Raw genomic sequence first — 25,439 nt, 5'->3', positions numbered from 1 at the left:
TTATTTCATTTTTTCGAGTTGCTCCCGGTAATCAAGCAAGTGTCCGTTGATGATGTCTTTGACTTCACTGACTTCCTGGTCAAAGCTGAACATCGGTTGATCACGGTCATGCGAAAAGATCACATCATAATGATGGCTGAGAAGAAAATCGATTTCTTGACCGAGTGTTTTTTCCTGCTCGTCTGACATCGGTAAGTCACGATGACTGGCGATACTCTCGAGAAGCAACAGAAGTTTGTCTTCCAAATCAACAAGCTGTTTCAATTGAATGAACGCTTTACTCTGACCACTGGCGACAAGTGGATATTTCTGATCTTCTTGCAACATGATAATCATTTCCTCATGTTTTAAGACTTGTTTACGGACCGTCAGTAATTTCGCATCGTCTTTGACCAGACTCCGCCAATCCTCCATCAATTGTTTGGTCGTCTTTTTGACGAACAGCAACAAGCGGTCTTCGTAGTGTGGCGGGAAGACGATATAGTTGACAGCGACAGCGGATAAGACACCGACGACCGTCAATAAGGACCGTGTCAACGCATAATGGACATAGTCAGCTGTCGGACTCTCAAACATCAGGACGATGGCAAAGGCAGCAAACGTCGACATGTCGGTACGTCCGATCATCGAGTTGAAAACAAGTGAAACGATGACCGCCAAACCAATCGTCAACGGATTCGCTCCCAGCGTGGCGACGACTGCTAGTCCACAAACTAAGCCAAGAATCGTTCCTAAAATCCGATTGAAGACGATTTTAAACGACCGGTGAATCGTCGGTTGCATCGCGACGATGGCAGCAACGGCTCCCATACCCGAATAGATCCCGAAGACATACCAAGAAAAACTAAGGGCAATCGCTACAGCAATTCCGGTCTTGATCGTCCGGAGACCAATACGAAACTGGAATTTCACTCGAGCGTCACCTGCCCGACTTCACTCTCGACAGTCACTTCCGGTTTTTCTTGTTTGGATAACTCGAATAAAGCGACGTCTTCGTCTTTTTGTTTCGTATACCGGTCGGAAGCTTTAATGTCGCCTTCTGTCGTTACGGCGATTGTCCCAGCCGCTTTCGTCGGTTTCAACCGAACCGGACCATCAATCGTTGAAACGGCCAAATCCAGTTTTGCACCGTATTCCGATAAACTAACCGATTCTGCCGTCACTTCAGCATGGACGGCATTCATATTCGATGCTTTGACACTGCCTTGACCTGTCAGCACAATATCGTCGGCGTCCATTTTATTTAAGTCGATCGTCTCAGCTGACAGATTAATTGATTTGGCGTAAACACCCATTCCTTTGATCGATTCGGCGTCGACATCGATACGATTCATATAGTTTGGTAATCCGACTTGAATCGAAAAATCACCCGCCTTCTCGCTCGGACGATTCCCGAGTCGTGCCGCAAATCCGTCTCGCCCCGTCACCGTCAAAGTATTTCCTGACGTTCCGATTTTTAATCGTTTTTGACTTGACGCACTATCGACCAATTTCAGTTGGACATTTCCGTCCGTACTACGGACAAAATTGATCGTGCCGTTTGGGGCATTAATTTGTAACGTTTTATACCGGTTCGTCGTTTTAAACGCTTCGCCCCGTGATAAGGACTCCGTCGTCAAAAACAAAGTCACCGTATATAAAACCAGCAAACTCAAAATAACCGACCCATACACAATCAGTGGACGCCGGACCGGTTTGCGGGAACCAATCCGATCAAATGACGCCGTTATTTTCCGTCGTTTATCCTTTAACCGTGTAAACGAAGATTGTTTGCGTTTTCGTTCTGTTCTACTTGTGTTCTCCTCCATTGGTCTACCTCCATCCAATTCTCTCCCATTATTCCGAATTTATGATTCGTCTGTCAACATTCCTTCTTTATCATACGAAATTGTTCACATATTACCATCGGGCGGAAGATGGAACATGACAAAAAACGAACAATTCTTTCTGATATTCCAGAAGAATTGTTCGTCTTAACCGGATACAGCTAGTCGTACTAGCTATCACCCTATTGTTTATAGTTCAATCGACTCGTCGATTTTCAATGCTTGACCCGTTTGTCCCTGCGCTTCCAGGTTTGCGCAAAAAGCAGTTGCATCCTGCTTGATGAGATCAAACGTATCGTAATGGACCGGAACAATCGTTTTTGCCTGCAACATATCTGCTGCTACCAACGCATCATCCGGACCCATCGTATAGTTATCCCCGATCGGTAAGAATGCAAGATCAATATCATAATGTGCACCATAAAGCGCCATATCACCAAACAGTGCCGTATCTCCCGCATGGTAAATGACTTTGTCTTCAATCGTCAATAAGAAGCCGGCCGGCATTCCCATATACGTAATCGTCTGCTTTTCTTCATCAATGATGCTTGAAGAATGAAATGCCTGCGTCATTTTGACTTTCCCAAACGGAAACTCAAACTGCCCGCCAAGGTTCATCGGATGCACGTTCAGTCCTTTAAAACTGAGATAAGTCGCCAGTTCATGTGTTGCGACAATCGTGGCACCTGTGGCTTTCGCGATGGCTTCCGCATCCAGCATATGATCGGCATGTGCATGCGTTAACAAGATAAAATCTGCTTTGACGTCTTCCGGTTTTGTCATCGCGTGATCGTTACCGCTGAAAAACGGATCAATCACGATGTGATGCCCGTTCGTTTCGATTGTGACAGTAGACTGTCCATGATAAGTCAATTTCATCTAAAAGGACCTCCTGAGATTAGTGGTATCAACAGAACATTTAGTTCCCTTCTCCCCAGGCACATAAACCTTTTATCGCAGGTTGCAACGTGTAAGCGGCGTCTGTCAACCGGTACTCGACATGTAAGACAGCTTCATCGAATTCAATCCGTTCGACCATCCCGAGCCGTTCCAGTTCCTTTAATTGATCGGTCAAGACTTTCCTCGAGATACCGGGAATCGCGCGTTGTAATTCTAAAAAACGTTTCGGACCGTCCTCTAACGTGCAATATAACTGTGGACGCCATTTTCCGCCGATGATGGCGAGCGCCCGATTGACTGGAAATTGTTCTGTCGTCATTGCTTCGTCTCTCCTTCAGGTAGTTACTTCAAAGTGCGTACTATGCAGTCGAGTGTATCGTAAGTTATCGTTGTCGTAAATCAAAAAGCAAAGGAGCTGGAAGTGATGAACTATCCACGTAATTTTTCGCACATCGGACTGTCTGTCCCGAATTTAGAACAAGCCATTTCGTTTTACTCGGAGGTCATGGGCTGGTATATCATCATGGAACCATCTGATGTCATGGAGGATGATTCGCCGATCGGTGTCATGTGTACGGATGTCTTCGGAGCCGGCTGGGAGAAATTCCGCATTGCGCATATGGCAACAGGTGACCGGGTCGGGATCGAGTTATTTGAGTTCCCGAACAACGAACAACCGGAAAACAATTTTGAATTCTGGAAGACAGGTATTTTCCACTATGCGATTCAAGATCCGGATATTGAAGGAATGGTCGAAAAAATCGTCGCGCATGGCGGCAAACAACGGATGCCGATCCGTGAATATTATCCAGGCGAAAAACCGTACCGGATGGTGTACTGCGAAGATCCGTTCGGCAACCTCGTTGAACTGTATTCCCATTCGTATGAGCTGACCTACTCGGAAGGAGCGTATTAAAAATGAAAGCATGGCTAAATCACGCAGGCGACACAATCGATCAATGGACATTTGAAGAAGTCGAAACTCCGATACCGGATGAAGGGCAGGCCTTGATTCGCGTTCAAGCTGCCGCCTTGAATCCCGTTGACTACAAAGCGACAAAAAATCCGGCCTGGACGTACCCGCATATTCCGGGTGTTGATTTAACCGGTATCGTTGAACAAGTGGGGAAAGACGTAACGGATATCGAACCCGGTGAGCGGGTGGCAATTCATACGAACCTCCAAAAAAACGGGGCTTTTGCGGAATATGCTGTCGTCGATGCCCGTGCCTTGGCCAAAATCCCGGACGATGTCAGCTTTACCGAGGCAGCGGCCATTTTGTGTGCCGGGATGACAGCCTATGAAGCAATCGTTCAGAAGATGAACACCACCGGTAAAGAAACCATTCTCATCCATGCCGGTGCGGGTGGGGTCGGCGGAATCGGGATCCAACTCGCCAAACGTCTTGGACTTTCCGTTGCAACGACGGCCTCGACGGAGAATCACGATTGGGTCAAGAACCTCGGTGCAGATCTTGCGATCGACTATAAAAAAGAAAATGTGACAGAAGTCATCCGAGACTGGACGAACGGTCGCGGTGCTGATTTGATTTTCAACACGGTAGGTCGCGACGAAGCAACAGCTGATTTCGGACGCCTCGCTTTTTCCGGTCAACTTGCCTTCATCGCCGGTGGTCCCGATCAATCGGTCGTCAAACCGTTTACGCTCTCTCCGTCCGTCCATGAAGTCGCACTCGCTGCTGCTTATGCGAGCAAAGATGACCGTGCCATCCGAAACCTTGGTCATATGGCGAATGAGCTTCTAAAACTCGTTTCAGCAAAAGAACTTGATCCGCTCGTCACGGAAGAAATTCCGGCGGCAGACATCGTCAAAGGTTTACAACGTTTGTCAGAGCGACACGTCCGCGGAAAAATCATCGCGACGTTTTAAAATACCTTATTTCTACAACAAAAGCAGCAGTGCTTCCTCCTGATTCAGGAAAGCACTGCTGCTTTTTCATGCCGTCATCCGATCATTGGTATTTCGGACGTTTCGTAATTTGTACCGAACGTCCGACGAGTTCAAAGCCGACTGCTTGATAAATCTTGTTCGACGTCGGATTCGACCAGTCCGTGTACAATGACACCATCGGATACTGCTGTAATAAATGCTCGGACAAACATGCCACTAAGTAAGAAGCAATCCCTTGCTTCCGCCATTTTTGCGGGGTGAAGACATACGAAATCGTCACACCGGAAGCAGTTGGTCGACTGGAAGACGCCATCGCGAGCAACTGATCCCCGTCGAACAGACCAAACAAGGTATCTGCTTGAATATGTTTTCGGATTGTTTGTTCATTTTTCAAACGACTGCGTTCTGTCGCGGGTAAGGCACCGGTCTCCTGGATGAATGACCAGCCAAACGCAACAGCCTGATCAGCAAACTGTTCCTCGATTAGACAGAACTCATAGTCGAGCGTTACCGGAGGAATGACCGTCGTCAATGCGTAAATCCCTTGATCCATCTTGATTTGAAACGGACTGTGCGAAACCAGCAACGGTTCAATGATTGCCTGCTCGCCGACATATCCGGGACAGTTCAAAATCCGTGATAACTTTCGAATTCCTTCGTATGTAAAGACATCCCCTGCCAGGATCGCCTGTTCTTCAATCGTTTGCAGGACGACAATCGTCCGATTTCCTTCTTCTGCAATCGCCATCAAAATCGGAACATCTCCACGCTCCAATATGCCGAGCGGCAACTGATGGACATCCGGTCGTCGTTCGAGTATCGGGACCGCAACCTGTTTGAAGCTCTCATAATCACGATAATGGGTCAACATCTGAAAACAGCTCCTTTTCTTTGTTTTCAGTGTATCAAAAAAAAGAACACATGACGGATGATTCTTATCTTTTCCGCCATGCCCGGATCACTTTTCATAATGCTGTCATCCATTTGTCTTGGCGACTGCAAGGAACGTTTCACTCCAATGCACCGGATCGACTGACCAGGTCCGTAAAGCGTCCTGTTCTTCTTTGGAAATGTATGCCGTCTCGACAGCTGTCTCCAGCAATTCTGTGAACGTCAGTAATGCATCCGCCTCCACTTCGGCTGCCGTTAAGTTTTCCTTCAGTCGTGTCATGCCGTAAGAGAAGATGGCTTGAATCCGGACGACGGTTCCCCCGGCTGCTTCAACTGCTTGAGTGGCTTCAATTGAAGACATCCCGGTCGATAGTAAATCTTCGATGACGATGACACGTTGTCCGGCGTGCAATCGTCCTTCAATCTGATTTCCTTTTCCGTGTCCTTTCGCACTTCCGCGGATATAAATCATTGGAAGACCCAGTCGTTCTGCGACGAGCGCCGCATGCGGAATGCCGGCTGTTGCCGTCCCGGCGATGACATCGACGTTTAAGGGGCGGATGCGTTCCGCTAATTTGTCGGCAATCAGCGTCCGAACGGCCGGACTGGATAAAGTCAATCGGTTGTCACAATAAATGGGTGACCGTAACCCGCTCGCCCACGTATACGGTGTCGTCGGTGCTAACGTGACCGCTTCGATTTCGAGTAAAGCTTTTGCTAGTTGATTCATGATGTGATCCCCTTCCATTCTGAGAGTAATGCTTCATAGACAACTTTCGGATTCTCTGCCTGTGTGATGGCACGTCCGATGACGAGATCCGTTGCCCCGTTTCGCCCGGCGTCCGTCACGGTCGCAATCCGTTTTTGATCATTTGCTGCCGTCCCGTTTGGCCGGATTCCCGGCGTGACCAGTTGGAATCCGGGTTGACAGATGGTCTTGATGTGTGTCGTATCGAGAGCGGAACACACGACTCCGTCAAGACCGGACTGTTCGGCTTCGCGGGCATAATGCGCAACTACCTCGTCCATCGTGTGTGGAATCATCAGGTCGGTCAACATCGCTTGATCAGTCGATGTCAGCTGTGTGACGGCAATTAACCGTGTATCGGCCGACGTCTCGCGTAATCCTGCAAGGGCCGCCTGCATCATTGTTTTTCCACCTGCTGCGTGGACGTTCGTCAGTTCAACACCGAGTTGACCAATGATCCGCATCGTCCGCCGGGCCGTTTCTGGAATATCATGGACTTTTAAATCGAGAAAAACAGCATGTCCTTGTTTGACCAAATGCCGGACAAAAGCGGGACCTTCCGCATAATACAGCTCCATCCCGATTTTGACTGCCGGACGGTATGGTGCCAATTTTTCTAAAAATCGTTCGACTTGGTTGGCTGACTCAAAATCAAGCGCGATGTAAAGTTGCTCCATATGCTTTCCCCCTGATGTCCAAAATGTGTTCAATGCCTAACTCGTCCATTCGTTTCGGCAATGCCGTTATCAGTTCCTGACAAATGAACGGATTCACGAAATTAGCCGTTCCGATTGCTACCGCTGACGCGCCTGCGTAAATCATCTCGAGTACATCATCCACTTCCATGACGCCTCCCATCCCGATAATCGGAATCGAGACGACTTGGGCGACATCGTGAATCATCCGAATGGCAACCGGTTTGATGGCTGGTCCGGACAATCCGCCGATCCGGTTAGCCAAAATCGGTTGACCGGTCCGAACGTCGATCCGCATCCCGACAAGTGTATTGATCATCGTCAGTCCATCCGCACCCGCCTGTTCAACTGCTTGGGCCATCTCAACAATCGACGTGACATTCGGAGATAATTTGACATAGACCGGTTTTTCGGAAACCGCTTTGACGCGCCGTGTCAGCTCAGCCGCCATCTTCGGATCCGTTCCGAACTGCAACCCGCCGGACTTGACGTTTGGACAGGAGATGTTCAACTCGATTGCTTTAACGACCGGATCCCGGCTGATCCGTCTTGTGACTTCCTCATATTCTTCTGGTGTCGAGCCGGCCACGTTCGCAATGATTTCTGTATCAAACTGACTGAGAAACGGTAATTTCTGTGCGATGATTCCGTCGACACCTGGATTTTGTAAACCGATCGCATTCAGCATGCCCATACCGCTCTCTGCAACCCGCGGCGTCGGATTGCCATACCGCTCTTCTCCGGTCGCCGCTTTGATCATGATGCCGCCAAGCATCGATAAATCGTACAGTTTGGCAAACTCTTCACCGAATCCGAAACATCCGGACGCCGGAATGATCGGATTTTTTAAATGCAGACCGGGCAAGACCACTTGCAGACGGTTCATAGGATCACCTCTTCTGCCCGAAAGACCGGACCATCGGAACAGGTTTTGACATAATGTCCGTCAGGTGTCGGACAGACACAAGCGAAACAGGCGCCAATGCCGCACCCCATCCGGTTTTCAATCGATAAAAACTTATGTTCGATTGGAACCTGTTGAATCGAGCGTAACATCGGTTCCGGTCCACAGGCGAACAGTGTATCGAACCGGTTGCTGTCGAGCGCGGCGGTCACGAATCCTTGGATTCCCGCTGTCCCATCGATGGTCGTCACGGTCGTCGGACCAAGTTTTCGAAACTCGTCTTCATAAAAGACACTGTCTGCTGTATCGAATCCCAAAATCGCTTCGCAGGCAATTCCCCGTTCAACCAATCGGCGCATCGTATAATAAAGCGGCGGAACCCCTATGCCTCCCCCGACTAAAACAATTTTGGCATCACGCGCAACATGTTCGACCGGAAACCCGTTTCCGAGTGGACCGAGCGCATCGATTTGATCCCCTGCCCGAAGACGCGCCAGTTCTTTTGTACCTTGACCGATTTCCTTGAACAAAAACGTGATTAAATCTCCTTCGACGTTAGCGATTGAGATCGGGCGACGTAATAACGGACCGACCCGTAAATGCATGAACCGACCTGGTTCGATGGACGTCGCATCAGGGCGGCGACAGACTAATTCTGTCGCGCCTGAAGCAATTTGTCGTCGTGTCACGACCGTCAAGAGTTGAATCATCGAGTCACCGCCTTTTTCATATAGTCGAACGGTTGAATGGCGCTGGCTTCAAAGGACAGACTTTCAATGACCCGTAACAAGGCTTCGGCTGTATCAAGAGATGTCAGGCAGACGACATTATTTTCTGCTGCCGCCCGGCGAATGATGAAGCCGTCTTTCGTGACTTGCGAATCCCGACTCATTGTATTGATGACGTATTCGACTTCCGCTTTTTCAATCCACTCGAGCATCGATCCTTGTTCCGAACCGAGCTTACCGACGACTTGGACACGCAGACCGTTCTCCGCCAAGACACTGGCAGTTCCCGCCGTGGCGAGGAGTGTAAAGCCGAGTGCTGTAAAGCGTTTGGCGAGATCCAGCATTTCCTGTTTATCCTGATCGGCAACCGTCAGCAAGACCCGACCGTGTTCCGGAATCGCCATACCGGATGCAAGCAAACCTTTATAAAGTGCTTTTTCAAGTGTCCGGTCCGTTCCAATGACTTCTCCGGTCGATTTCATCTCCGGTCCGAGCGACGGGTCGACTTCCTTCAGCTTCGCAAACGAGAAGACCGGCACTTTAACAGAGACCAGTTCTTCTTCCGGTAAAACGCCACTCGTCAATCCGTAAGACGCAAGCGTATCCCCTAAGATGACATTCGTCGCGAGGCGCGCAACCGGTAAGCCCGTGACTTTTGAGATGAACGGGACGGTACGGCTTGCCCGCGGATTGACTTCGAGCACATACAGTTCTCCGTCTGCAAAGACGAATTGGATATTAAGCAATCCTTTGATCCGGAAGGCTTTGGCAATCCGTGTCGTATAATCGACAATCAAATCCTTGATTGCTTGCGGTACCCGTTGCGGCGGATAAACCCCGATGGAATCCCCGGAGTGGACGCCGGCCCGTTCGATATGTTCCATGATGCCCGGAATGACAACATCTTCTCCGTCACAAATCGCATCCACCTCAAGTTCCATTCCAGTCAAATAACGGTCAACGAGAACCGGACGTTCCGGCGAGGCAATCACGGCATGTTTCATATAATGTTCGAGTTCCTGTTGTCCATACACAATCTCCATCGCGCGTCCACCAAGGACATACGACGGGCGGACGAGAACCGGGTATCCGAGTTCGCTTGCCGCGTCTGTCGCTTCAGCTACCGTGACGGCAGTTTTCCCCGGAGGTTGCGGAATTTCAAGCTGTGTCAGGGCTGCTTCAAACTGTTTCCGGTCTTCTGCCCGGTCGAGATCCTCTAGCGCCGTTCCAAGGATTTTCACCCCTTCCGCTTCCAGCGATTCAGCTAAATTGATTGCCGTCTGTCCGCCGAACTGCACGATGACCCCGATTGGCTTCTCATTTCGGATGACTTCGAGTACATCTTCCGTCGTCAAGGGTTCAAAGTACAATCGGTCGGAAATCGAGAAATCAGTTGAGACCGTCTCCGGGTTATTGTTGACGATGATGGCTTCATATCCCGCTTCACGAATCGCTTGAATCGAGTGGACCGTTGCATAATCAAACTCCACCCCTTGCCCGATCCGGATCGGTCCGGAACCGAGGACGAGAATCGACGGCCGTGTCGTTGGTGCCGCTTCGTTTTCAACTTCGTACGTACCGTAGTAATACGGTGTGTCGGATGCAAATTCCGCTGCACACGTATCAACCATTTTATAGACCGGATGCAGTCCTGCTTCGTTGCGGATAGACCGCACAGCTGTCTCGGTTTGTTGCGTGATCCGGGCGAGCATTTGGTCACTGAAGCCATAACGTTTGGCATGACGCAGGCGTTCCTGTGTCAATCCGTTCTTGACGATATCTTGTTCAATTCGGTGGATGTGATGCAGTTTTTCTAAGAATAACCGGTCGATGCTTGTCCATTCGTGCAGCTGTTCGACGGTATAACCACGTTCGATGCCCGCATAGAGGGCAAACAATCGTTCATCCGTCGCTTTTATGATATGACGGTGCAGATCAGCTTCATTCATTTCGGCAAAACGTGTCATGTGTAAATCGGATTGGCCGATTTCAAGTGAACGGACGGCTTTCAACAAGGCTTCCTCCATCGTCCGTCCCATGGCCATGACTTCGCCCGTCGCTTTCATCTGCGTCCCGAGGGTCCGGTCAGCTGATTCAAACTTATCAAACGGCCACCGTGGAATCTTGGCGACAACATAGTCGAGTGCCGGTTCGAACGAAGCAAAACTTGTTTCCGTAATCGGATTCTTCAACTCGGACAGGGCATACCCGACGGCAATTTTAGCAGCCAGTTTGGCAATCGGATATCCCGTCGCTTTCGAAGCCAGTGCCGAAGAACGGGAGACGCGCGGATTCACTTCGATGACATAATACGTGAAGCTGACCGGATCGAGTGCGAACTGAATGTTGCATCCGCCTTCAATTCCGAGTGCACGAATGATATCGAGTGATACATTACGCATCATCTGATAATCGCGGTCAGATAATGTTTGTGTCGGGGCAAAGACGATCGAATCACCTGTATGGACACCAACCGGATCAAAGTTTTCCATCGCGCAGACGATGATTGCCTGGTTCGTCGCATCACGCATGACTTCAAATTCGACTTCTTTCATCCCGGCGATTGATTTTTCAAGTAAAACTTGTGTCGCCGGGCTGGCTTTGAGTCCGCCTTCAACAATCCGGATGAACTCATCCATCGTTTCAGCGATGCCGCCACCGGTTCCGCCGAGTGTGTACGCTGGTCGAATGATGATCGGAAGACCGATTTTCGCACAAAACTGTTCGGCTTCTTCGACCGTATGCACGATCTCACTTTCCGGAACGCCATGTCCGAGTCTGAACATCAATTTTCTGAACAAATCACGATCTTCCGCTTCCTCGATCGCCGTCAGTTTCGTTCCGAGCAGTTCAACGTCATATTCGGCAAGAACACCCAACCGATCCAGTTCAACAGCGAGATTCAGTCCCGTTTGTCCGCCGAGAGTGGCAAGTAACGCATCGGGACGCTCTTTCCGGATGATCCGGGAAACAAACTCTGCTTGTAACGGTTCGATGTACACGCGGTCCGCTACTGTCGGATCCGTCATGATGGTCGCTGGATTGGAGTTAACGAGAACCACTTCGTACCCTTCCTCTTTTAAGGCTTGGCAGGCTTGTGTTCCGGCATAATCAAATTCTGCCGCTTGTCCGATGACGATTGGACCGGATCCGATAACGAGAATCTTTTGAATATCTTGACGTTTAGGCATGAGAGACCTCCTGTTGGTTCGTGATTTCTGTTAAAAATTGATCAAATAAATCATTGGCATCCATCGGTCCGGGAGAAGCTTCCGGATGATATTGGACGGAAAAGACGGGGTGGGTCGTATGCCGGATTCCTTCGACAGTCCCATCATTGATTGCTCGGTGTGTCAGTTTGAGATTCATCCCGGCCAGCGACTGTTCTTCAACGGCGTAACCATGATTTTGTGACGTGATACTGACTTGTCCCGTTTGAAGATCTTCGACCGGATGGTTTGCTCCCCGGTGACCAAACGGTAACTTAAACGTATCTGCCCCATGCGCTAAGGCGATCAATTGATGACCGAGACAGATTCCGAAGATGACGACTTGACCGGTCAGTTCCTGAATTAAGGGAATCGCGGTCGGGACATCTTTTGGATTTCCAGGACCGTTCGACAACATGACACCGTCCGGTACGTAACGCAGGACATCCTTCGCCGTCACGTCGTGCGGGACGACGACGACTTCACATCCGCGTCGGACGAGCTCCCGGATAATCCCGAGTTTGGCACCGAAATCAACCAAGACGATCCGTGGGCCGGCACCCGGGATGACATAGGCGCGTTCCGTCGAAGCCCGTTTGACCTGATCGGTCGCAAGCGTCATCTGTTGAATCCGTTCCAGTTGCTCGGACAAATCGTACGCGCCATCCACGAGCAGTCCCCGCATAACCCCCTTTGAACGCAGGTGACGGGTTAACTGACGGGTATCGATTCCCGTTAAACCGGGAATATTGAATTCTTCTAGAGCCGTTGCAAGAGACGTCTGGGAGCGGAAGTTCGATGGGGTATGACAGACTTCCCGGACGATCAGTGCTTTCGCAAGCGGACGGGTCGTTTCATAGTCATCGCGGTTCATGCCGTAGTTGCCGATCAATGGATTGGTTAAGACAATCATTTGATCACAGTAGGAAGGATCGGATAACATCTCTTGATACCCGGTCATGCCTGTTTGGAAGACCACCTCCCCCATTGTCACCTCGCTCGAACCAAACGCTTCTCCTTCAAAAACCATTCCATCCTCTAAAATCAACGTCCGTTTAGACATGTGTCATTTCCCCCTTAAATACAATTTCTCCACCGACGAGCGTCAATACCGGATAACCCGTCAACTGTTCACCACGAAACGGTGTATTTTTTCCTTTCGACAGAAACTGATCCGGTTCGACCGTCCGAACTGTTTCTAAATCGAGTAAGACTAAATCGGCAGGTGCTCCGACTTCGATTCGTCCAAATGGTAAGTCAAACAAGTCAGCGGGTTTACGCGACATCCAATCCAGTAACTGGTCAAGCGTGAAGATGCCCGGTTCAACCAATTTCGTATACAGCAAAGGAAATGCCGTCTCAAATCCTGTAATCCCGAACGGTGCACGCTCAATCCCGAGTGCTTTTTCCTCTGCTGCATGCGGGGCATGGTCGGTTGCGATACAATCAATCGTTCCGTCCAGCAGACCTTCAAGCAACGCTTGGCGATCCGCTTCGCTCCGAAGTGGGGGGTTCATCTTGAAGTTTGGATCGCGTCCCATGATATCGTCCTCCGTCAACACAAGATGATGTGGCGTGACTTCCGCCGTTACCCGAATACCTGCCCGTTTTGCATCCCGGATTACCCGGACGGACTCCTTCGTCGAGACATGACAGACATGATAATGACATCCGGTCGCTTCCGCAATCAAGACATCCCGGGCGATATGAATACTTTCTGCCAGTGACGGAATCCCTTGTAATCCTTCTCGTCGGCTGTATGTCCCTTCATGGACACAACCTGCCTTAAGCGAATCATCTTCACAATGGGCGATGATACTTTTATTGACGGCGGCGGCGCATGTCATCGCTTCCCGCATGACAGCGGCACTTTGGACACCAACTCCGTCATCCGTAAAAGCAAAGGCATCGGTCAGTTGTTCAAATGCGACGAGTTCCTGCCCTAGCTGATTTTTTGAAATCGCCGCATAAGGGAAAACACGGACAGATGCCGTCTCTTCAATCTTTTTAAAGAGGGCGTCAAGCGTCTCTCGGTCATCCGGAACCGGACGCGTATTCGGCATCGGACAAATCGTCGTAAATCCGCCTGCTGCCGCTGCTGCCGTTCCTGTTGCAATCGTCTCTTTATGTTCGCCGCCCGGTTCGCGTAAATGAACGTGAATATCCACAAAACCCGGTGCAACAGTGTAACCTTTGGCATTAATCACTTGATCCGTCTCGATTGGTGTCGCATCGAGCTCCGTAAAGACACCCTCTTCGATGCGAATACTCGACTCTTGCCGTTCCCCATTTTTATACCATGTTGCATGATCAATTCGAATTGCCATCTTATCTCGTCTCCTTTGTCGTTGAGGTCTCAAAAGCCCGTTCTAAAATCGCCATCCGTGCAAACACACCGTTTGTCATCTGATCAAAGATACGCGATTGCGGATGTTCGACCAGTTCTTCGGCAATTTCGACGCCCCGGTTGACCGGTGCGGGATGTAACACAATTGCGTCCGGTCGAATCCATTTCATTCGTTCCTCCGTCAACCCGTACCGTTCGTGATACTCGTCTGCTGCAAACGAATGCTTATCCACGTGCCGTTCATGTTGGACCCGAAGCAGCATGATGATGTCACTGGTTGCCACTGCCTCATCCATCTCCCGGTAAGTGATTCCCATCGTCTCATCAAACCATTCCCTTGGTCCGGAACCGATGACGGTCGCTCCTAAACGTTGTAAGACTTGCGCATTGGACCGTGCGACCCGGCTATGCCGGAGATCACCACAGATGACAATCGTTTTTCCGCTGACATGACCATACTCCTCGTACATCGTCATCAAATCCAGTAATGACTGTGAGGGATGCTGTCCGCTACCGTCCCCGGCGTTGATGATCGGAATCGACAACTGCTGTTGTAACTGTTCGTAATAACCGGTATCTCCATGACGGATGACGAGTGCATCGACTCCGATTGCCTGTAACGTCTTACATGTATCGAGTAACGTTTCACCTTTTTGAACGGATGAGGTTGCTGTCTCAAACGGCAGGACGTGAAGTCCGAGATGATATTCTGCCATGTCAAACGAACATTTAGTCCGTGTCGAATGTTCGAAAAACAAATTAGCGACGGTTTTCGTCGGCAGCGGTTGGACGGGTGCGCCTTGTTTCAGTTGCAGTCCCCGCTTTATCAATCGTTCGATTTCATTTGTCGATAGCTCGTCAAGACTCGTAAAATGGCCAATCCGTTGTCGTGTCTGCATGTTTTCCTCTCCTTTGGGCCGCAAAAAAGCGCACCTTCTGATGTGAAGGTGCGCTGAAGAAGACAGATGTCGCCATCTGTTTCTGAAGGGCCTCCACTTTATCGTTCTCTCTGGAACGTCTTAAAAGTCGTTAGCTGCTCGTTTCGGTTGTGGTGTTTCTTGTTCGTGTTCTGCGACTTCGATACTCGTTTTTGGCAAGACCAGATTCAGGAGGACACCCAAAATCGTTGCTAATGCCATGCCTTCGAGCGAGAAGTTGCCGATTTTCAAGGCAGCTCCGCCGATTCCGATGACGAGGATGACAGCAGTGATTGTCAGGTTGCGTTTATCTGCAAGATCAACTTTACTTTCAACGAGTGTCCGCAGACCGTTCGAAGCGATGACGCCGAACAGCAGGATACTGATGCCACCCATGACAGGTGTCGGAATCGTTTTGATGAACCCTTCGACATAGCCGAGGAATCCGAAGCTGATGGCAAGAACGGCTGCGCCTCCGAGGACAAACACACTGTATACACGGGTAATGGCCATGACGCCGTTGTTTTCACCGTACGTCGTCACCGGTGGACCGCCGAGCATTGAGGCAATCGTCTTCGCCAATCCGTCTCCGAGAACCGTCCGGTGCATCCCCGGATCAAGAAGCGTCTCGCGCCCGATAATCCGTGATGTCACTTTTTGTTCTCCGATGTGTTCTGTCAATGTGACCAGTGTGACTGGGACGATGAGCGCAAGTGCGGCCCAGTTCAAAGTTGGTGAGTAATCTAGGAATGGTACCGTAAAGTTCGGAATTTGGAAAAAGCTCGCTTGTTTCAGTGACGTGAAGTCGACGATTCCCGCAGCGACGGCGACAAGATATCCCGTCAGAATACCGAACAGGATCGGCACTGTACTCCACATCCCTTTGAAGTACGTCATCGCAAGCAAGGTCACAGCAAGTGTCGTCAAGGCGACAAGTAGGAATGTACCGCTGTACTTCCCATCCGCCCCGTTCATCGCCATGTTGACGGCCGTTGGAGCAAGCGATAATCCGATGACCATGATGACAGGTCCGATGACGACCGGTGGCAAGAGTTTCATCAGCCAACCGACACCAGTATACGTGATGACGAGAGAAACGATTCCGTAGACCAGCCCTGCGACCATTCCGCCGACAAGCGCATCTTCCACTCCCCAGCGTTCACTGACGGCAATGATCGGAACGATATAAGCAAAACTTGAACCTAAGTACGTCGGGACTTTAAAGCGTGTGACGGCGAGGAAAATCAAAGTGCCGACTCCGCTTGCGACGAGGGCAACGGATGTGTTTAATCCCGTCAATAACGGAACAAGGACCGTCGCGCCAAACATCGCGAAGACATGTTGAAGGCTGAGCATCAGCCACTGGAGGGGGTGTTTTGGCCGTTCTTGTACATCAAGAATCGCTGTGTGGGTTTTCATAAGGATAACTCCCTTTCTGGTCTCTCTGGACCACGTTAAAGGTATTTGTGTTTAACGTTTGATAAATACTTGATCGGCGTCATCGACTTCAGATAAGGCGACGACAACTTGTTCTTCACGTGATGTCGGGACATTCTTGCCGATGAAATCTGGTCGAATCGGAAGTTCCCGGTGTCCCCGGTCGACGAGGACAGCAAGTTGAATCATACTCGGACGACCGTGATCAACGAGTGCATCCATTGCGGCACGGACGGTGCGTCCGGTGTATAGGACATCATCCACCAGGACGATGATTTTTCCTGTCACCGTCTCCGGCATGTCCGTACCTTTGATTTCCGGCTCGAGACTTTTTTTCGATAAGTCATCGCGGTACATTGAGATGTCAACGACACCGAGCAGGACCGGCTTACCTTCAATCTCCTCAATCCGGCGGGCCAGACGGCGGGCGAGTGTCTCCCCGCGTGTCTTGATGCCGACGATCATCAGTTGATCAATTCCTTTGTTACGTTCGATGATTTCATGGGCGATGCGTGTCAGCGCCCGACTGATTGCTGCTTCATCTAAAATGACGGATGGTTTCATCACTTGCTCCTTTCTGCAAAAAAAACCTCCTGCGTAAAGTCGCAGGAGGTTGTTGAAGACAATAAGTGTGGGCAGCTCACGCTACACGTATCTACACAAATGAAATGTCTCCCTTTCGTAGCCTCTCCGGACTCGTTTAAAGGTGTACTATGGGTAGGATCGTCAACGCGGACGACCGGTTGTTTGAGGCAGATGTCTCGCATCGCTCTCTAGGTGATACTCTACCGTTTTATTAGAAAAACGTCAAGACTCTAATTCAAGTTTTTTCAACTGACTAATCTCGAACGTCATCTCTTCCGGCAACGGTGCCTCGAAATGTAACATCTCACCAGTCCGCGGATGCTTGAATCCAAGAACAGCAGCATGAAGCGCTTGACCGTTCATTTTCATCGTTTTCCGTGGTCCGTATTTCGGATCTCCGGCAAGCGGGAAACCGATGTAACGCATGTGGACACGAATTTGGTGCGTCCGTCCTGTCTCGAGCTTACATTCAACGACAGTGAACCCTTCGTAACGGTCAAGGACACGGAAATGCGTCACAGCCGCTTTCGAGTTTTTATCCGTCACAGTCATCCGTTGACGGTCATTTTTGTCACGGCCAACCGGTGCTTCAATTGTTCCCAGTTCATGCGGAATCTCGCCGTGGACAAGCGCGATGTACAGACGCTCTGTCGTCTTGTCTTTCAATTGCTGTGCCAGTGATTCATGGGCCAAATCATTTTTAGCGACCATCAAGAGACCTGATGTGTCTTTATCGATTCGGTGGACAATTCCCGGACGTTTGACGCCATTAATGCCGGACAAATCCTGGCAGTGATGGAGCAACGCATTGACGAGTGTTCCGGATACGTGACCCGCTGCCGGATGCACGACCATACCTTTAGGTTTATTGATGACAATGACGTCACTGTCTTCATACACGACATCCAGCGGGATATCTTCCGGTAAAACTTCAAGCTCGACTGCTTCTGGAATCCGGACAAGGATTTCTTCCGTGCCGGACATCTTATAGTTCGGTTTGACGATTCGTCCGTCGACTTCGACATGACCGGCTTTTAACCAATCCTGGACTTGTGACCGTGACCAATCTTGTTGTTCTGCTAACCATTTATCAATTCGACCGGTAGCACCATTGGCTTTAACAGCCCATTCATTTTGTTCATTCATTTAATCAATCGTTCCCTTCTTAGTCAAACGCTCTTCAAACATGACGCTGATCAGCATCAGAATAACCCCAAACGTCAAACTGACGTCTGCCACATTAAATATCGGGAAATTATACCCGAACGGATAAAAATGAAAAAAGTCGACGACTTCTCCACGTGCCATCCGGTCGATGAAATTCCCGACCGCTCCGCCGAGTAATAAGGCGACGCTCCAAGCAAATACTTTGTTTTTTGTGCCTTCTTTGTAAAGAAAATAAATCAGCCCAATGACGACGACCAGCGTGATGACGAAGAAAAATCCAAACTTCCCTTCAAGCATCCCCCAGGCAGCGCCACGATTCCGGTATGAATTTAAATAAAAGAAATTGGGAATGATCTCAATCGCTTGACCAATCGTCATCTGTTGGACGACGATCCATTTCGTCAATTGATCCACTCCGACGAGTACAGCAGCAATCGCTAAGTAAAGCCACATTCTTTTTTCCTCCACATCCAAAAATAATGAGGGACCGCTACGAAGTCGCCGTAGCTGCCCCTCCCTGATTCATTATAAAGAATTGACGACTTCAGTACAACGTGGGCAAAGTGTCGGATGAGCCGGATCTTGTCCAAGCTCAGTCGAATATGTCCAACAGCGTTCACATTTTTCGCCGTCTGCTTTGAGAACGGTGATACCTGTCGTCCCATATGATTTCTCCGCCGAAGCGACGAACTCAATCTGTGAAACCTGCAACAACTGCTCAAGATGATCGATTGTCGCAAGCAATGCTTTCGTTTCGTCATTTGGTGCCAATTCTAATTTCGCTTCCAGCGTTTTCCCGACAAGTTTCTCAGCACGTGCTTCTTCCAGTGCTTTCAAGACATCATCACGGAAGACAAGGAAACTGTTCCATTTCGCAATCAGCGTAAGACCCTCTTCCGTTACTTCCGGTGCTTCCGGAAGATCCGTCAGGAAGATACTTGCCGTCTCGACGCCAGGAACGAATTCCCATGCTTCGTCTGCTGTATGCGGTAAGACCGGTGCCATCAGTTGTAACAATGTGACGACCGTATCGTACATGACCGTTTGAACGGCACGACGCGCTGGTGCATCTTCTTTTTCGATGTACAAGATATCCTTCGTGTAATCGAGATAGAACGAAGACAAGTCCAAGACACAGAAGTTATGCAATAACTGGTACACGGCCATGAAGTCATAGGCGTCATACGCTGCTTTTACTTTGCCAACGAGTTGATCCAGTTTCGTCCGCATGAAGCGATCCGATTCCGGCAAGTCAGCAAACGCAACTCGATGCGCTGTATGATCAAACTGATCCAGGTTTCCAAGCAAGAACCGAACCGTATTGCGGATTTTCCGGTATGATTCTGATACTTGTTTAAAGTTGTCCATCGAGGCACGGACGTCCGATTGATAATCGACAGAAGCGACCCAGAGACGAAGAATTTCCGCTCCGAACTGTTGCATGATTTGGATTGGGGCAATCGTATTTCCGATTGATTTCGACATCTTCCGGCCTTGACCGTCAAGGACGAACCCGTGACTGACGACGGCTTTGTATGGTGCTTTCCCTGTCGTTGCGACAGCTGTCGAAAGGGACGAATTGAACCATCCGCGGTATTGGTCAGAACCTTCTAGATACAAGTCAGCTGGACGCTCAAGTTCCGGACGTGTAGCAAGAACACCGGCATGTGATGATCCGGAATCGAACCAGACATCCATGATATCCGTTTCTTTTTTGAAGATCCCGTTCGGACTTGCCGGATGCGTGAATCCTTCCGGTAACAAATCAACGGCTTCCCGTTCATACCAGACGTTTGATCCGTGTGCAGCGAACAGATTCGCGATATGGTCGATTGTTTCCGGTGTGACGATTTCCGTACCATCTTCTGCATAGAAGATCGGCAACGGGACACCCCACGCGCGTTGACGGGAAATGACCCAGTCGCCACGGTCTTTGAACATGTTGTGAAGACGTGTTTCGCCCCACTCCGGCACCCACTGGACTTCTTTGATTTCGTCGAGGATTTCAGCCCGGAAATCTTTGATCGAAGCGAACCACTGTGGTGTCGCCCGGAAGATAACTGGTTTTTTCGTCCGCCAGTCATGCGGGTACGAGTGTTTGATGAATGACAGTTTTAATAAAGCACCGGCTTCTTCCAATGCCACACCAATTTCTTTGTTGGCATCTTCATAGAATAATCCTTCAAAACCAGGAGCTTCTGCCGTCATGACCCCTTTGTCGTCAACCGGACAAAGGATATCCAGACCGTAAGCTTGACCGATTCTGAAGTCATCTTCCCCGTGTCCAGGTGCTGTATGAACGACACCCGTCGCTTCTGCCGTGACGTGATCGCCGAGCATGACAAGTGATTCCCGGTCATAGAGTGGATGTTTCGCTTTGATGTACTCAAAGTCGGCCCCGTTGAAGATACGACCCACCGTAGCATCTTCCCAGCCCAATGCCTCGATGACTTCCGGTACGAGTGTCTCGGCCACGATATAGCCTTTTCCTTCGTGTTCGATCCGTGCATAGGTCAACTCGCCACTGACTGAGATTCCGAGGTTTGCCGGAATTGTCCAAGGTGTTGTTGTCCAGATGACGAAATGATCCGTCGGCTCCAAGATATTTTTTCCGTCCATGACCTGGAACGCTACGTAGATGGCAGCAGAACGTTTATCCTGGTATTCGATTTCGGCTTCTGCAAGAGCCGATTCCGATGACGGCGACCAGTATACCGGTTTTTTCCCTTTATAGATATATCCTTTATTGGCCATATCGCCGAACAAACGAATTTGTGCTGCTTCGAATTCCGGTTGCAACGTGATATATGGATTGTCATAGTCACCGAGAACACCAAGGCGCTTGAATTGTTCACGTTGATGATCAACTTGCTCGAGTGCATATTTCGCACACAGTTCACGGAATTCTGCGACCGACATCGATTTCCGGTCGACACCCGCTTTTTGAAGAGCCGTCTCGATTGGAAGTCCGTGTGTGTCCCAACCCGGTACGTACGGAGAACGGAATCCGTTCATTGATTTGTAACGGACGACGATGTCTTTTAAGACTTTATTTAATCCGTGCCCCATATGGATGTCCCCGTTTGCATAGGGAGGACCGTCGTGTAGAATGAATGCCGGTTTCCCAGCATTTTTTTCTTGAACTGCTTCATATAGATTCATCTCGTTCCAACGTGCCTGCATATCTGGTTCACGTTTCGGTAAGTTTCCTCGCATTAGAAATTCCGTCTTCATCATCAATAACGTATCTTTGTATTCCATCTGGCATTCCCTCACTTGTCTGTATTTTACGTACAAAAAAAAGCCAAGCTCATCCCCTGATAGGGACGAATTTGGCTTGAACTCGCGGTACCACCCTACTAGCAATCCTAACAAACAGATTACCACTTAAGAGCCCGATAACGGAGGCGAAACGGCGGAGCTTACTGAAAACATTCAGTCCCGCACTCAAAGGGGATATCTTTTTTCATTCTCTGATCGGGCTCGCACCAGTCCCCGATTCGCTGACAGTATCCTGATAAAAGACGTGTCCTTCTCATTGATTTAGCTTATATGACATCGTCGTCATTATACGCAACTGCAGGAATCTCGTCAAGCGCACCCCGGGTCGAACTGTCGAATGCATCCCAGTCATGACTCGTCAACAATTCCATCTGTGCATCAATCAACACTTTGAAACGATTCCGGTACAGTTCGATTTTTTTACGCATCTGTTCAACTTCGAAATCGGTCCGTTGTGCTCGACGTTGTGCCGCATCTTGTAATTGTTCAGCTTCTCGTTCCGCTTGTTTGACGATCAAGCTCGCTTCTTTCGTCGCATTGGCTTTGACTTCTTCTGCCGCTTCTTGTGCCACAATGATGGACTTGTTTAATGTTTCTTCCATCGAGCTGAAGTAATCGACACGAGACTGCATATTTTGAATGACTTCTTGCTGTTGACGGTTTTCACGGAGCAACAATTCAAAATCTTTGATGACTTGATCAAGAAATTCATTGACCTCATCTTCGTCATAGCCGCGAAACTTCCGTGTAAATTCCTTATTGTGAATATCAAGTGGCGTCAATGGCATGATGAAATCCTCCCTCAGCTTGTTGGTTATCCTTTTAGCAGACCGTATTGCAATTTAATCCGATCCCGTTTTGTTGAGCCGAGTACGGCGATCAACTTGACACGTCCTGTTCCACGAAGTGAGAGTAAGTCGCCTTCCTCCAATAAAAAACTTGGATCTTCGACGATTTTATAATTCACTTTGCTTTCACCTTGTTTAATCAGGCTTTGCGCTTTTTGTCTTGAAAAACCAAGGATTTCACTGACAACCGTATCAAAACGGAGCGAACTGACGAAGCCCAGTTCTTCTTGCCATTCTTGATCCTTAATCTTCAACTGTTCTTCTGAATCCACGAGCGACAACCGAATCTTTGTTTTTCCCGCACGATCGACATTTGCTTCGATATAAGAAGCTACTTCTTTCGCAACGGCAAATTGAACGAGTTGATCCTGGATGACGACGTCACCGAATTTCCCGCGCTTTAATCCGACATTCAGCAATGTGCCTGTCACCTGGCGATGCGAGAGCTCCACGAATTTAGTGGGATAATGGATACGATAAATGGCAATATCAAAATCGTTGGCATCAAGATCGTAATAATCAGGGGCAATAAGCGCACGCTGTCGTTCGGCGCCTTCAAAACCGCCCTCAAAAAAGAGGGCGCATTTTGTTCCGACGAGTTCTCGGGTAATCTGTTGTTCGCGCGGATCCAGAAAATCTGTCACTTTAAACGTATAGGTCGCTTCGACATGGTCGATCCAATTCAAGACGAGATCGACAAACTCCCGCTCATGTCCGCGATAATGATCATAGACACTCATTACAAGAAGATCGCTCTGATACCTGACTGTGCGAGATTAAGCACAAGAAAGGCAACGATAGGTGAAATGTCAAGCATACCTCCGATGGGCGGGATAATCCGTCGGAATGGTGCGAGGAAAGGTTCGACTAACATCGCTAGAACTTGACCGAATCGTGATTCACGTGCATTCGGGAACCACGATAATAAAATATAGGCAATCATGACGTAGCTGTAGTATTGAAGTAACGTGCTGAGTGTACGACCGATTGCGTACATGACTTGCGAATCCATGCTTACCACCCCTTATGGTTGATATCATCTTCACCGAGCAGATTTGAAATACTTCCAGCCAGCTCGACGTTGTTCGGTACACAGAGGAGTGTGTTTTGACTGATTGTCGTAATCGTTCCATCAAGAGCAAACACGACACCTGATAAGAAATTGATCATTTGGCGCGATTGATCTTTAGACATCCGTTGCATGTTCACGATGACAGCCCGATTTTGACGAAGGTGTTCGCCAATTTCCTGTGCTTCGTTAAACACACGCGGCTCACTGAGAATGACTTGTGATTTTGTCTTTTTTGTATGAATGGGTACGATGTTCGATTGTCTCACATGGTCCTCCTTTTGAGTAACACTCGGGGTAGATTCCTCGTAATACTCATCATATTCTTGCTGTGATGCACCTCTACCTTTATTTATTGTAGCATCATTTTCATATTCGAGTTCATCTAAATCGTCTGTGTTACCGAGAAATAGATTTTGCATTTTTGATTTGAATCCCATATCGATTCTCCTTCCGTATATCTAGACCATTTATGATTGGACTAAAGTTGTTCCGATTCGGACATATGTCGCACCTTCTTCAATGGCAATCTGATAGTCTGATGACATGCCCATTGATAACTCCGTACACGGTGCGTGCGGTAAATGGCGGGCCGCCACTTCATCCCGCAGCACACGAAGCGAGTGAAAGACCGAACGGAGCAGTTGCTCGTCCTCCGTCAACGGAGCCATCGTCATCAACCCGATCACACGGACCATCGGATATTGCCCCACTTCATGTAAAAATGAATGGACATCTCCCGGATCAATTCCTTGCTTTGATTCTTCACCGGAGACATTGACTTGAATAAAACAATCGACTGGCCGTTTCGCACGTTTATTGATTTCTTCCGCCAAATGTAACCGGTCCAAGGAATGTAACACATCAATCCGATCAATGATTTGTCGGACTTTACGAGTCTGCAACGTTCCGATGAAATGCCATTCACATGCCTCACGCCCTAAGACCGTTTGTTTGTCGGTCAGCCCTTCCGGACGATTCTCACCAAGTGCCGTTATACCCGCTTCAAGCAGCTCCGCTGCCACTTCACTTGACACTGATTTCGTCACGCCAATCAATTGTACCTGCTTTTTTTGATCGGTCTTTTCATACGCCTGTTTCATGTTTTGTCGGACATGTTGTACATTTTCAGAAATTGACATCGAGAGACTCCTTTACAATCAAACTGGCAAACCGTCCACCATGGTCTCCATGACGATATGAGAAATAGTCTTCCGCCTGGCAGTTCGTACAGATTCCTGTATCGAGCACATCGCCGACACCACTACGCTCGGCTAACATGGCATTCGTTTTTTGAAGGGATAACATGGCTTTCCCGTCTTCTTTCTTGATGTAAGGAGACTCTTCAAGACCTAGTTGATCCACCGCTTCAAGAACCGGTCCATCGACTTCATAACAACATTCACGAATCGACGGACCGATGACCATCTGAATCGAAGAACGGTCGGCACCCGCTTGTTCCATCTTTGTCAGTGTGGCTTCTACGATGTTAGCGACTGTTCCGCGCCAACCGGCGTGAACGTTTGCAATGATACCTGTCCGCGGATCACAGAAAAGGAGCGGCACACAGTCAGCAAACAGCATCATCAATAAAACATTTGAATCTGTCGTCACCAGTCCGTCTGTTCCCTTGATTGCTGTTTCGTAATCAGAGGCTCCACGACCCGACTCCAGTGTCGTCACCTGCTCTACATGATTGCCGTGCACTTGTTCAGCCCAAACTGAGTTTTCAAGAGATAACTCCAGTTGTCGGACGATGACTTCACGATTTTTGATGACGCCTTCCGGATCATCCTTAACGTGCAGTCCTAAGTTACCCTTGCCATGAGGTGCTGAGAACTTTGTCGTAAACGCTGCACGAACAGTTCCTGTCGGCGTATCCCATTTTATCCATTGACCAAACATCTCATCCCATCCTTTTTTAAAAAAAGAGGTGTCGCTTACGCGACACCTCTTGATCTAGCAGTCGTGTCCC

Annotated in this window: 26 protein-coding genes and 1 other annotated feature; of the genes, 2 read left to right on the top strand and 24 right to left on the bottom strand. The window is 49.1% G+C overall.

Annotation, left to right across the window (positions count from 1 at the left end; genetic code table 11):
• From P402_RS0106600 to P402_RS0106585, 4 genes are all read right to left on the bottom strand, one after another.
• Positions 1–912: an FUSC family protein gene (locus P402_RS0106600; protein ID WP_026827961.1), complete on the bottom strand. Its 912-nt coding sequence runs from the start codon at positions 910–912 to the stop codon at positions 1–3.
• Positions 909–1,808: a DUF4097 family beta strand repeat-containing protein gene (locus P402_RS0106595; RefSeq protein ID WP_026827960.1), complete on the bottom strand. Its 900-nt coding sequence runs from the start codon at positions 1,806–1,808 to the stop codon at positions 909–911. The genes P402_RS0106600 and P402_RS0106595 overlap by 4 nt, the downstream gene beginning before the upstream one ends.
• A 207-nt stretch (positions 1,809–2,015) precedes the next feature.
• Positions 2,016–2,705: a metal-dependent hydrolase gene (locus P402_RS0106590; protein ID WP_026827959.1), complete on the bottom strand. Its 690-nt coding sequence runs from the start codon at positions 2,703–2,705 to the stop codon at positions 2,016–2,018.
• A 40-nt stretch (positions 2,706–2,745) separates the two neighbouring features.
• Positions 2,746–3,045, bottom strand: a complete 300-nt coding sequence (locus tag P402_RS0106585; RefSeq protein ID WP_012370805.1) for a winged helix-turn-helix transcriptional regulator — start codon at positions 3,043–3,045, stop codon at positions 2,746–2,748.
• 105 nt (positions 3,046–3,150) lie between these two features.
• Between P402_RS0106585 and P402_RS0106580 the strand changes: the two genes are divergently transcribed.
• Both P402_RS0106580 and P402_RS0106575 read left to right on the top strand, forming a co-directional pair.
• Positions 3,151–3,642, top strand: a complete 492-nt coding sequence (locus tag P402_RS0106580) for a lactoylglutathione lyase family protein (RefSeq protein ID WP_026827958.1) — start codon at positions 3,151–3,153, stop codon at positions 3,640–3,642.
• Positions 3,643–3,644: 2 nt separating this feature from the next.
• A complete protein-coding gene (locus tag P402_RS0106575; protein ID WP_026827957.1) occupies positions 3,645–4,616 on the top strand; it encodes a zinc-binding dehydrogenase in 972 nt (323 codons plus the stop codon).
• Positions 4,617–4,698: 82 nt separating this feature from the next.
• On the opposite strand, the gene P402_RS0106570 is transcribed toward P402_RS0106575, so the two are convergent.
• From P402_RS0106570 to pgeF, 20 genes are all read right to left on the bottom strand, one after another.
• A complete protein-coding gene (locus P402_RS0106570) occupies positions 4,699–5,508 on the bottom strand; it encodes a GNAT family N-acetyltransferase (RefSeq protein ID WP_026827956.1) in 810 nt (269 codons plus the stop codon).
• 105 nt (positions 5,509–5,613) lie between these two features.
• Positions 5,614–6,258, bottom strand: coding sequence for an orotate phosphoribosyltransferase (gene pyrE, locus P402_RS0106565; RefSeq protein WP_026827955.1), 645 nt, complete (start codon positions 6,256–6,258; stop codon positions 5,614–5,616).
• Entirely contained in the window at positions 6,255–6,953 is a 699-nt protein-coding gene (pyrF, locus tag P402_RS0106560) for an orotidine-5'-phosphate decarboxylase (protein ID WP_026827954.1), read from the bottom strand. Before pyrF ends, pyrE begins: the two co-directional genes overlap by 4 nt.
• A complete protein-coding gene (locus tag P402_RS0106555) occupies positions 6,928–7,857 on the bottom strand; it encodes a dihydroorotate dehydrogenase (RefSeq protein WP_026827953.1) in 930 nt (309 codons plus the stop codon). Before P402_RS0106555 ends, pyrF begins: the two co-directional genes overlap by 26 nt.
• Positions 7,854–8,585 (bottom strand): dihydroorotate dehydrogenase electron transfer subunit, encoded by a 732-nt coding sequence (locus P402_RS0106550; RefSeq protein WP_026827952.1) that lies wholly within the window; start codon positions 8,583–8,585, stop codon positions 7,854–7,856. Before P402_RS0106550 ends, P402_RS0106555 begins: the two co-directional genes overlap by 4 nt.
• Complete coding sequence (gene carB, locus P402_RS0106545; RefSeq protein ID WP_026827951.1) at positions 8,582–11,794, bottom strand: carbamoyl-phosphate synthase large subunit; 3,213 nt, start codon at positions 11,792–11,794, stop codon at positions 8,582–8,584. Before carB ends, P402_RS0106550 begins: the two co-directional genes overlap by 4 nt.
• Positions 11,787–12,875 carry a carbamoyl phosphate synthase small subunit gene (locus tag P402_RS0106540; protein WP_026827950.1) on the bottom strand — a complete coding sequence of 363 codons (1,089 nt, stop codon included), beginning with the start codon at positions 12,873–12,875 and terminating at the stop codon, positions 11,787–11,789. The genes carB and P402_RS0106540 overlap by 8 nt, the downstream gene beginning before the upstream one ends.
• Positions 12,868–14,139 carry a dihydroorotase gene (locus P402_RS0106535; RefSeq protein ID WP_026827949.1) on the bottom strand — a complete coding sequence of 424 codons (1,272 nt, stop codon included), beginning with the start codon at positions 14,137–14,139 and terminating at the stop codon, positions 12,868–12,870. Before P402_RS0106535 ends, P402_RS0106540 begins: the two co-directional genes overlap by 8 nt.
• A gap of 1 nt (position 14,140) precedes the next feature.
• A complete protein-coding gene (locus P402_RS0106530) occupies positions 14,141–15,040 on the bottom strand; it encodes an aspartate carbamoyltransferase catalytic subunit (RefSeq protein ID WP_026827948.1) in 900 nt (299 codons plus the stop codon).
• 138 nt (positions 15,041–15,178) lie between these two features.
• Positions 15,179–16,495 (bottom strand): uracil-xanthine permease family protein, encoded by a 1,317-nt coding sequence (locus P402_RS0106525; RefSeq protein WP_026827947.1) that lies wholly within the window; start codon positions 16,493–16,495, stop codon positions 15,179–15,181.
• A gap of 51 nt (positions 16,496–16,546) precedes the next feature.
• Entirely contained in the window at positions 16,547–17,077 is a 531-nt protein-coding gene (gene pyrR, locus P402_RS0106520; RefSeq protein ID WP_012370818.1) for a bifunctional pyr operon transcriptional regulator/uracil phosphoribosyltransferase PyrR, read from the bottom strand.
• Between the two features lie 243 nt (positions 17,078–17,320).
• On the bottom strand, positions 17,321–18,244 hold the full coding sequence (locus P402_RS0106515; RefSeq protein ID WP_026827946.1) for an RluA family pseudouridine synthase: 924 nt from the start codon (positions 18,242–18,244) through the stop codon (positions 17,321–17,323).
• Entirely contained in the window at positions 18,245–18,718 is a 474-nt protein-coding gene (gene lspA, locus P402_RS0106510) for a signal peptidase II (protein WP_012370820.1), read from the bottom strand. It abuts the gene before it with no gap.
• A 72-nt stretch (positions 18,719–18,790) separates the two neighbouring features.
• Positions 18,791–21,526: an isoleucine--tRNA ligase gene (ileS, locus tag P402_RS0106505; RefSeq protein ID WP_026827945.1), complete on the bottom strand. Its 2,736-nt coding sequence runs from the start codon at positions 21,524–21,526 to the stop codon at positions 18,791–18,793.
• Between the two features lie 58 nt (positions 21,527–21,584).
• Positions 21,585–21,813 (bottom strand) — a binding site (T-box leader).
• A complete protein-coding gene (locus P402_RS0106500; protein WP_026827944.1) occupies positions 21,814–22,335 on the bottom strand; it encodes a DivIVA domain-containing protein in 522 nt (173 codons plus the stop codon).
• A 26-nt stretch (positions 22,336–22,361) separates the two neighbouring features.
• Positions 22,362–23,135, bottom strand: coding sequence for a YlmH family RNA-binding protein (locus tag P402_RS0106495; RefSeq protein WP_026827943.1), 774 nt, complete (start codon positions 23,133–23,135; stop codon positions 22,362–22,364).
• Complete coding sequence (locus P402_RS0106490) at positions 23,135–23,407, bottom strand: YggT family protein (protein WP_034769807.1); 273 nt, start codon at positions 23,405–23,407, stop codon at positions 23,135–23,137. Before P402_RS0106490 ends, P402_RS0106495 begins: the two co-directional genes overlap by 1 nt.
• A 2-nt stretch (positions 23,408–23,409) precedes the next feature.
• Positions 23,410–23,733, bottom strand: a complete 324-nt coding sequence (locus P402_RS0106485; RefSeq protein WP_233494514.1) for a cell division protein SepF — start codon at positions 23,731–23,733, stop codon at positions 23,410–23,412.
• A 201-nt stretch (positions 23,734–23,934) separates the two neighbouring features.
• Entirely contained in the window at positions 23,935–24,606 is a 672-nt protein-coding gene (locus tag P402_RS0106480; protein WP_026827940.1) for a YggS family pyridoxal phosphate-dependent enzyme, read from the bottom strand.
• Positions 24,593–25,369: a peptidoglycan editing factor PgeF gene (pgeF, locus tag P402_RS0106475; protein ID WP_026827939.1), complete on the bottom strand. Its 777-nt coding sequence runs from the start codon at positions 25,367–25,369 to the stop codon at positions 24,593–24,595. Before pgeF ends, P402_RS0106480 begins: the two co-directional genes overlap by 14 nt.
• Between the last annotated feature and the right edge of the window lie 70 nt (positions 25,370–25,439).

Origin of the sequence: Exiguobacterium sibiricum 7-3, from assembly GCF_000620865.1 — a bacterium.
Lineage (GTDB): Bacteria > Bacillota > Bacilli > Exiguobacteriales > Exiguobacteriaceae > Exiguobacterium_A > Exiguobacterium_A sibiricum_A.
Note: the sequence above shows the minus strand (reverse complement) of the source record. Positions and strands in the feature narration are given on the sequence as shown.

What these genes read in the sequence shown, in the direction of transcription:
- P402_RS0106595 (WP_026827960.1), bottom strand. Translation starts at nt 1,808, where the DNA reads ATGGAGGAGAACACAAGTAGAACAGAACGAAAACGCAAACAATCTTCG.
- P402_RS0106590 (WP_026827959.1), bottom strand. Translation starts at nt 2,705, where the DNA reads ATGAAATTGACTTATCATGGACAGTCTACTGTCACAATCGAAACGAAC.
- P402_RS0106585 (WP_012370805.1), bottom strand. Translation starts at nt 3,045, where the DNA reads ATGACGACAGAACAATTTCCAGTCAATCGGGCGCTCGCCATCATCGGC.
- P402_RS0106580 (WP_026827958.1), top strand. Translation starts at nt 3,151, where the DNA reads ATGAACTATCCACGTAATTTTTCGCACATCGGACTGTCTGTCCCGAAT.
- P402_RS0106575 (WP_026827957.1), top strand. Translation starts at nt 3,645, where the DNA reads ATGAAAGCATGGCTAAATCACGCAGGCGACACAATCGATCAATGGACA.
- P402_RS0106570 (WP_026827956.1), bottom strand. Translation starts at nt 5,508, where the DNA reads ATGTTGACCCATTATCGTGATTATGAGAGCTTCAAACAGGTTGCGGTC.
- pyrE (WP_026827955.1), bottom strand. Translation starts at nt 6,258, where the DNA reads ATGAATCAACTAGCAAAAGCTTTACTCGAAATCGAAGCGGTCACGTTA.
- pyrF (WP_026827954.1), bottom strand. Translation starts at nt 6,953, where the DNA reads ATGGAGCAACTTTACATCGCGCTTGATTTTGAGTCAGCCAACCAAGTC.
- P402_RS0106555 (WP_026827953.1), bottom strand. Translation starts at nt 7,857, where the DNA reads ATGAACCGTCTGCAAGTGGTCTTGCCCGGTCTGCATTTAAAAAATCCG.
- P402_RS0106550 (WP_026827952.1), bottom strand. Translation starts at nt 8,585, where the DNA reads ATGATTCAACTCTTGACGGTCGTGACACGACGACAAATTGCTTCAGGC.
- carB (WP_026827951.1), bottom strand. Translation starts at nt 11,794, where the DNA reads ATGCCTAAACGTCAAGATATTCAAAAGATTCTCGTTATCGGATCCGGT.
- P402_RS0106540 (WP_026827950.1), bottom strand. Translation starts at nt 12,875, where the DNA reads ATGTCTAAACGGACGTTGATTTTAGAGGATGGAATGGTTTTTGAAGGA.
- P402_RS0106535 (WP_026827949.1), bottom strand. Translation starts at nt 14,139, where the DNA reads ATGGCAATTCGAATTGATCATGCAACATGGTATAAAAATGGGGAACGG.
- P402_RS0106525 (WP_026827947.1), bottom strand. Translation starts at nt 16,495, where the DNA reads ATGAAAACCCACACAGCGATTCTTGATGTACAAGAACGGCCAAAACAC.
- pyrR (WP_012370818.1), bottom strand. Translation starts at nt 17,077, where the DNA reads ATGAAACCATCCGTCATTTTAGATGAAGCAGCAATCAGTCGGGCGCTG.
- P402_RS0106515 (WP_026827946.1), bottom strand. Translation starts at nt 18,244, where the DNA reads ATGAATGAACAAAATGAATGGGCTGTTAAAGCCAATGGTGCTACCGGT.
- lspA (WP_012370820.1), bottom strand. Translation starts at nt 18,718, where the DNA reads ATGTGGCTTTACTTAGCGATTGCTGCTGTACTCGTCGGAGTGGATCAA.
- ileS (WP_026827945.1), bottom strand. Translation starts at nt 21,526, where the DNA reads ATGGAATACAAAGATACGTTATTGATGATGAAGACGGAATTTCTAATG.
- P402_RS0106500 (WP_026827944.1), bottom strand. Translation starts at nt 22,335, where the DNA reads ATGCCATTGACGCCACTTGATATTCACAATAAGGAATTTACACGGAAG.
- P402_RS0106495 (WP_026827943.1), bottom strand. Translation starts at nt 23,135, where the DNA reads ATGAGTGTCTATGATCATTATCGCGGACATGAGCGGGAGTTTGTCGAT.
- P402_RS0106490 (WP_034769807.1), bottom strand. Translation starts at nt 23,407, where the DNA reads ATGGATTCGCAAGTCATGTACGCAATCGGTCGTACACTCAGCACGTTA.
- P402_RS0106480 (WP_026827940.1), bottom strand. Translation starts at nt 24,606, where the DNA reads ATGTCAATTTCTGAAAATGTACAACATGTCCGACAAAACATGAAACAG.
- pgeF (WP_026827939.1), bottom strand. Translation starts at nt 25,369, where the DNA reads ATGTTTGGTCAATGGATAAAATGGGATACGCCGACAGGAACTGTTCGT.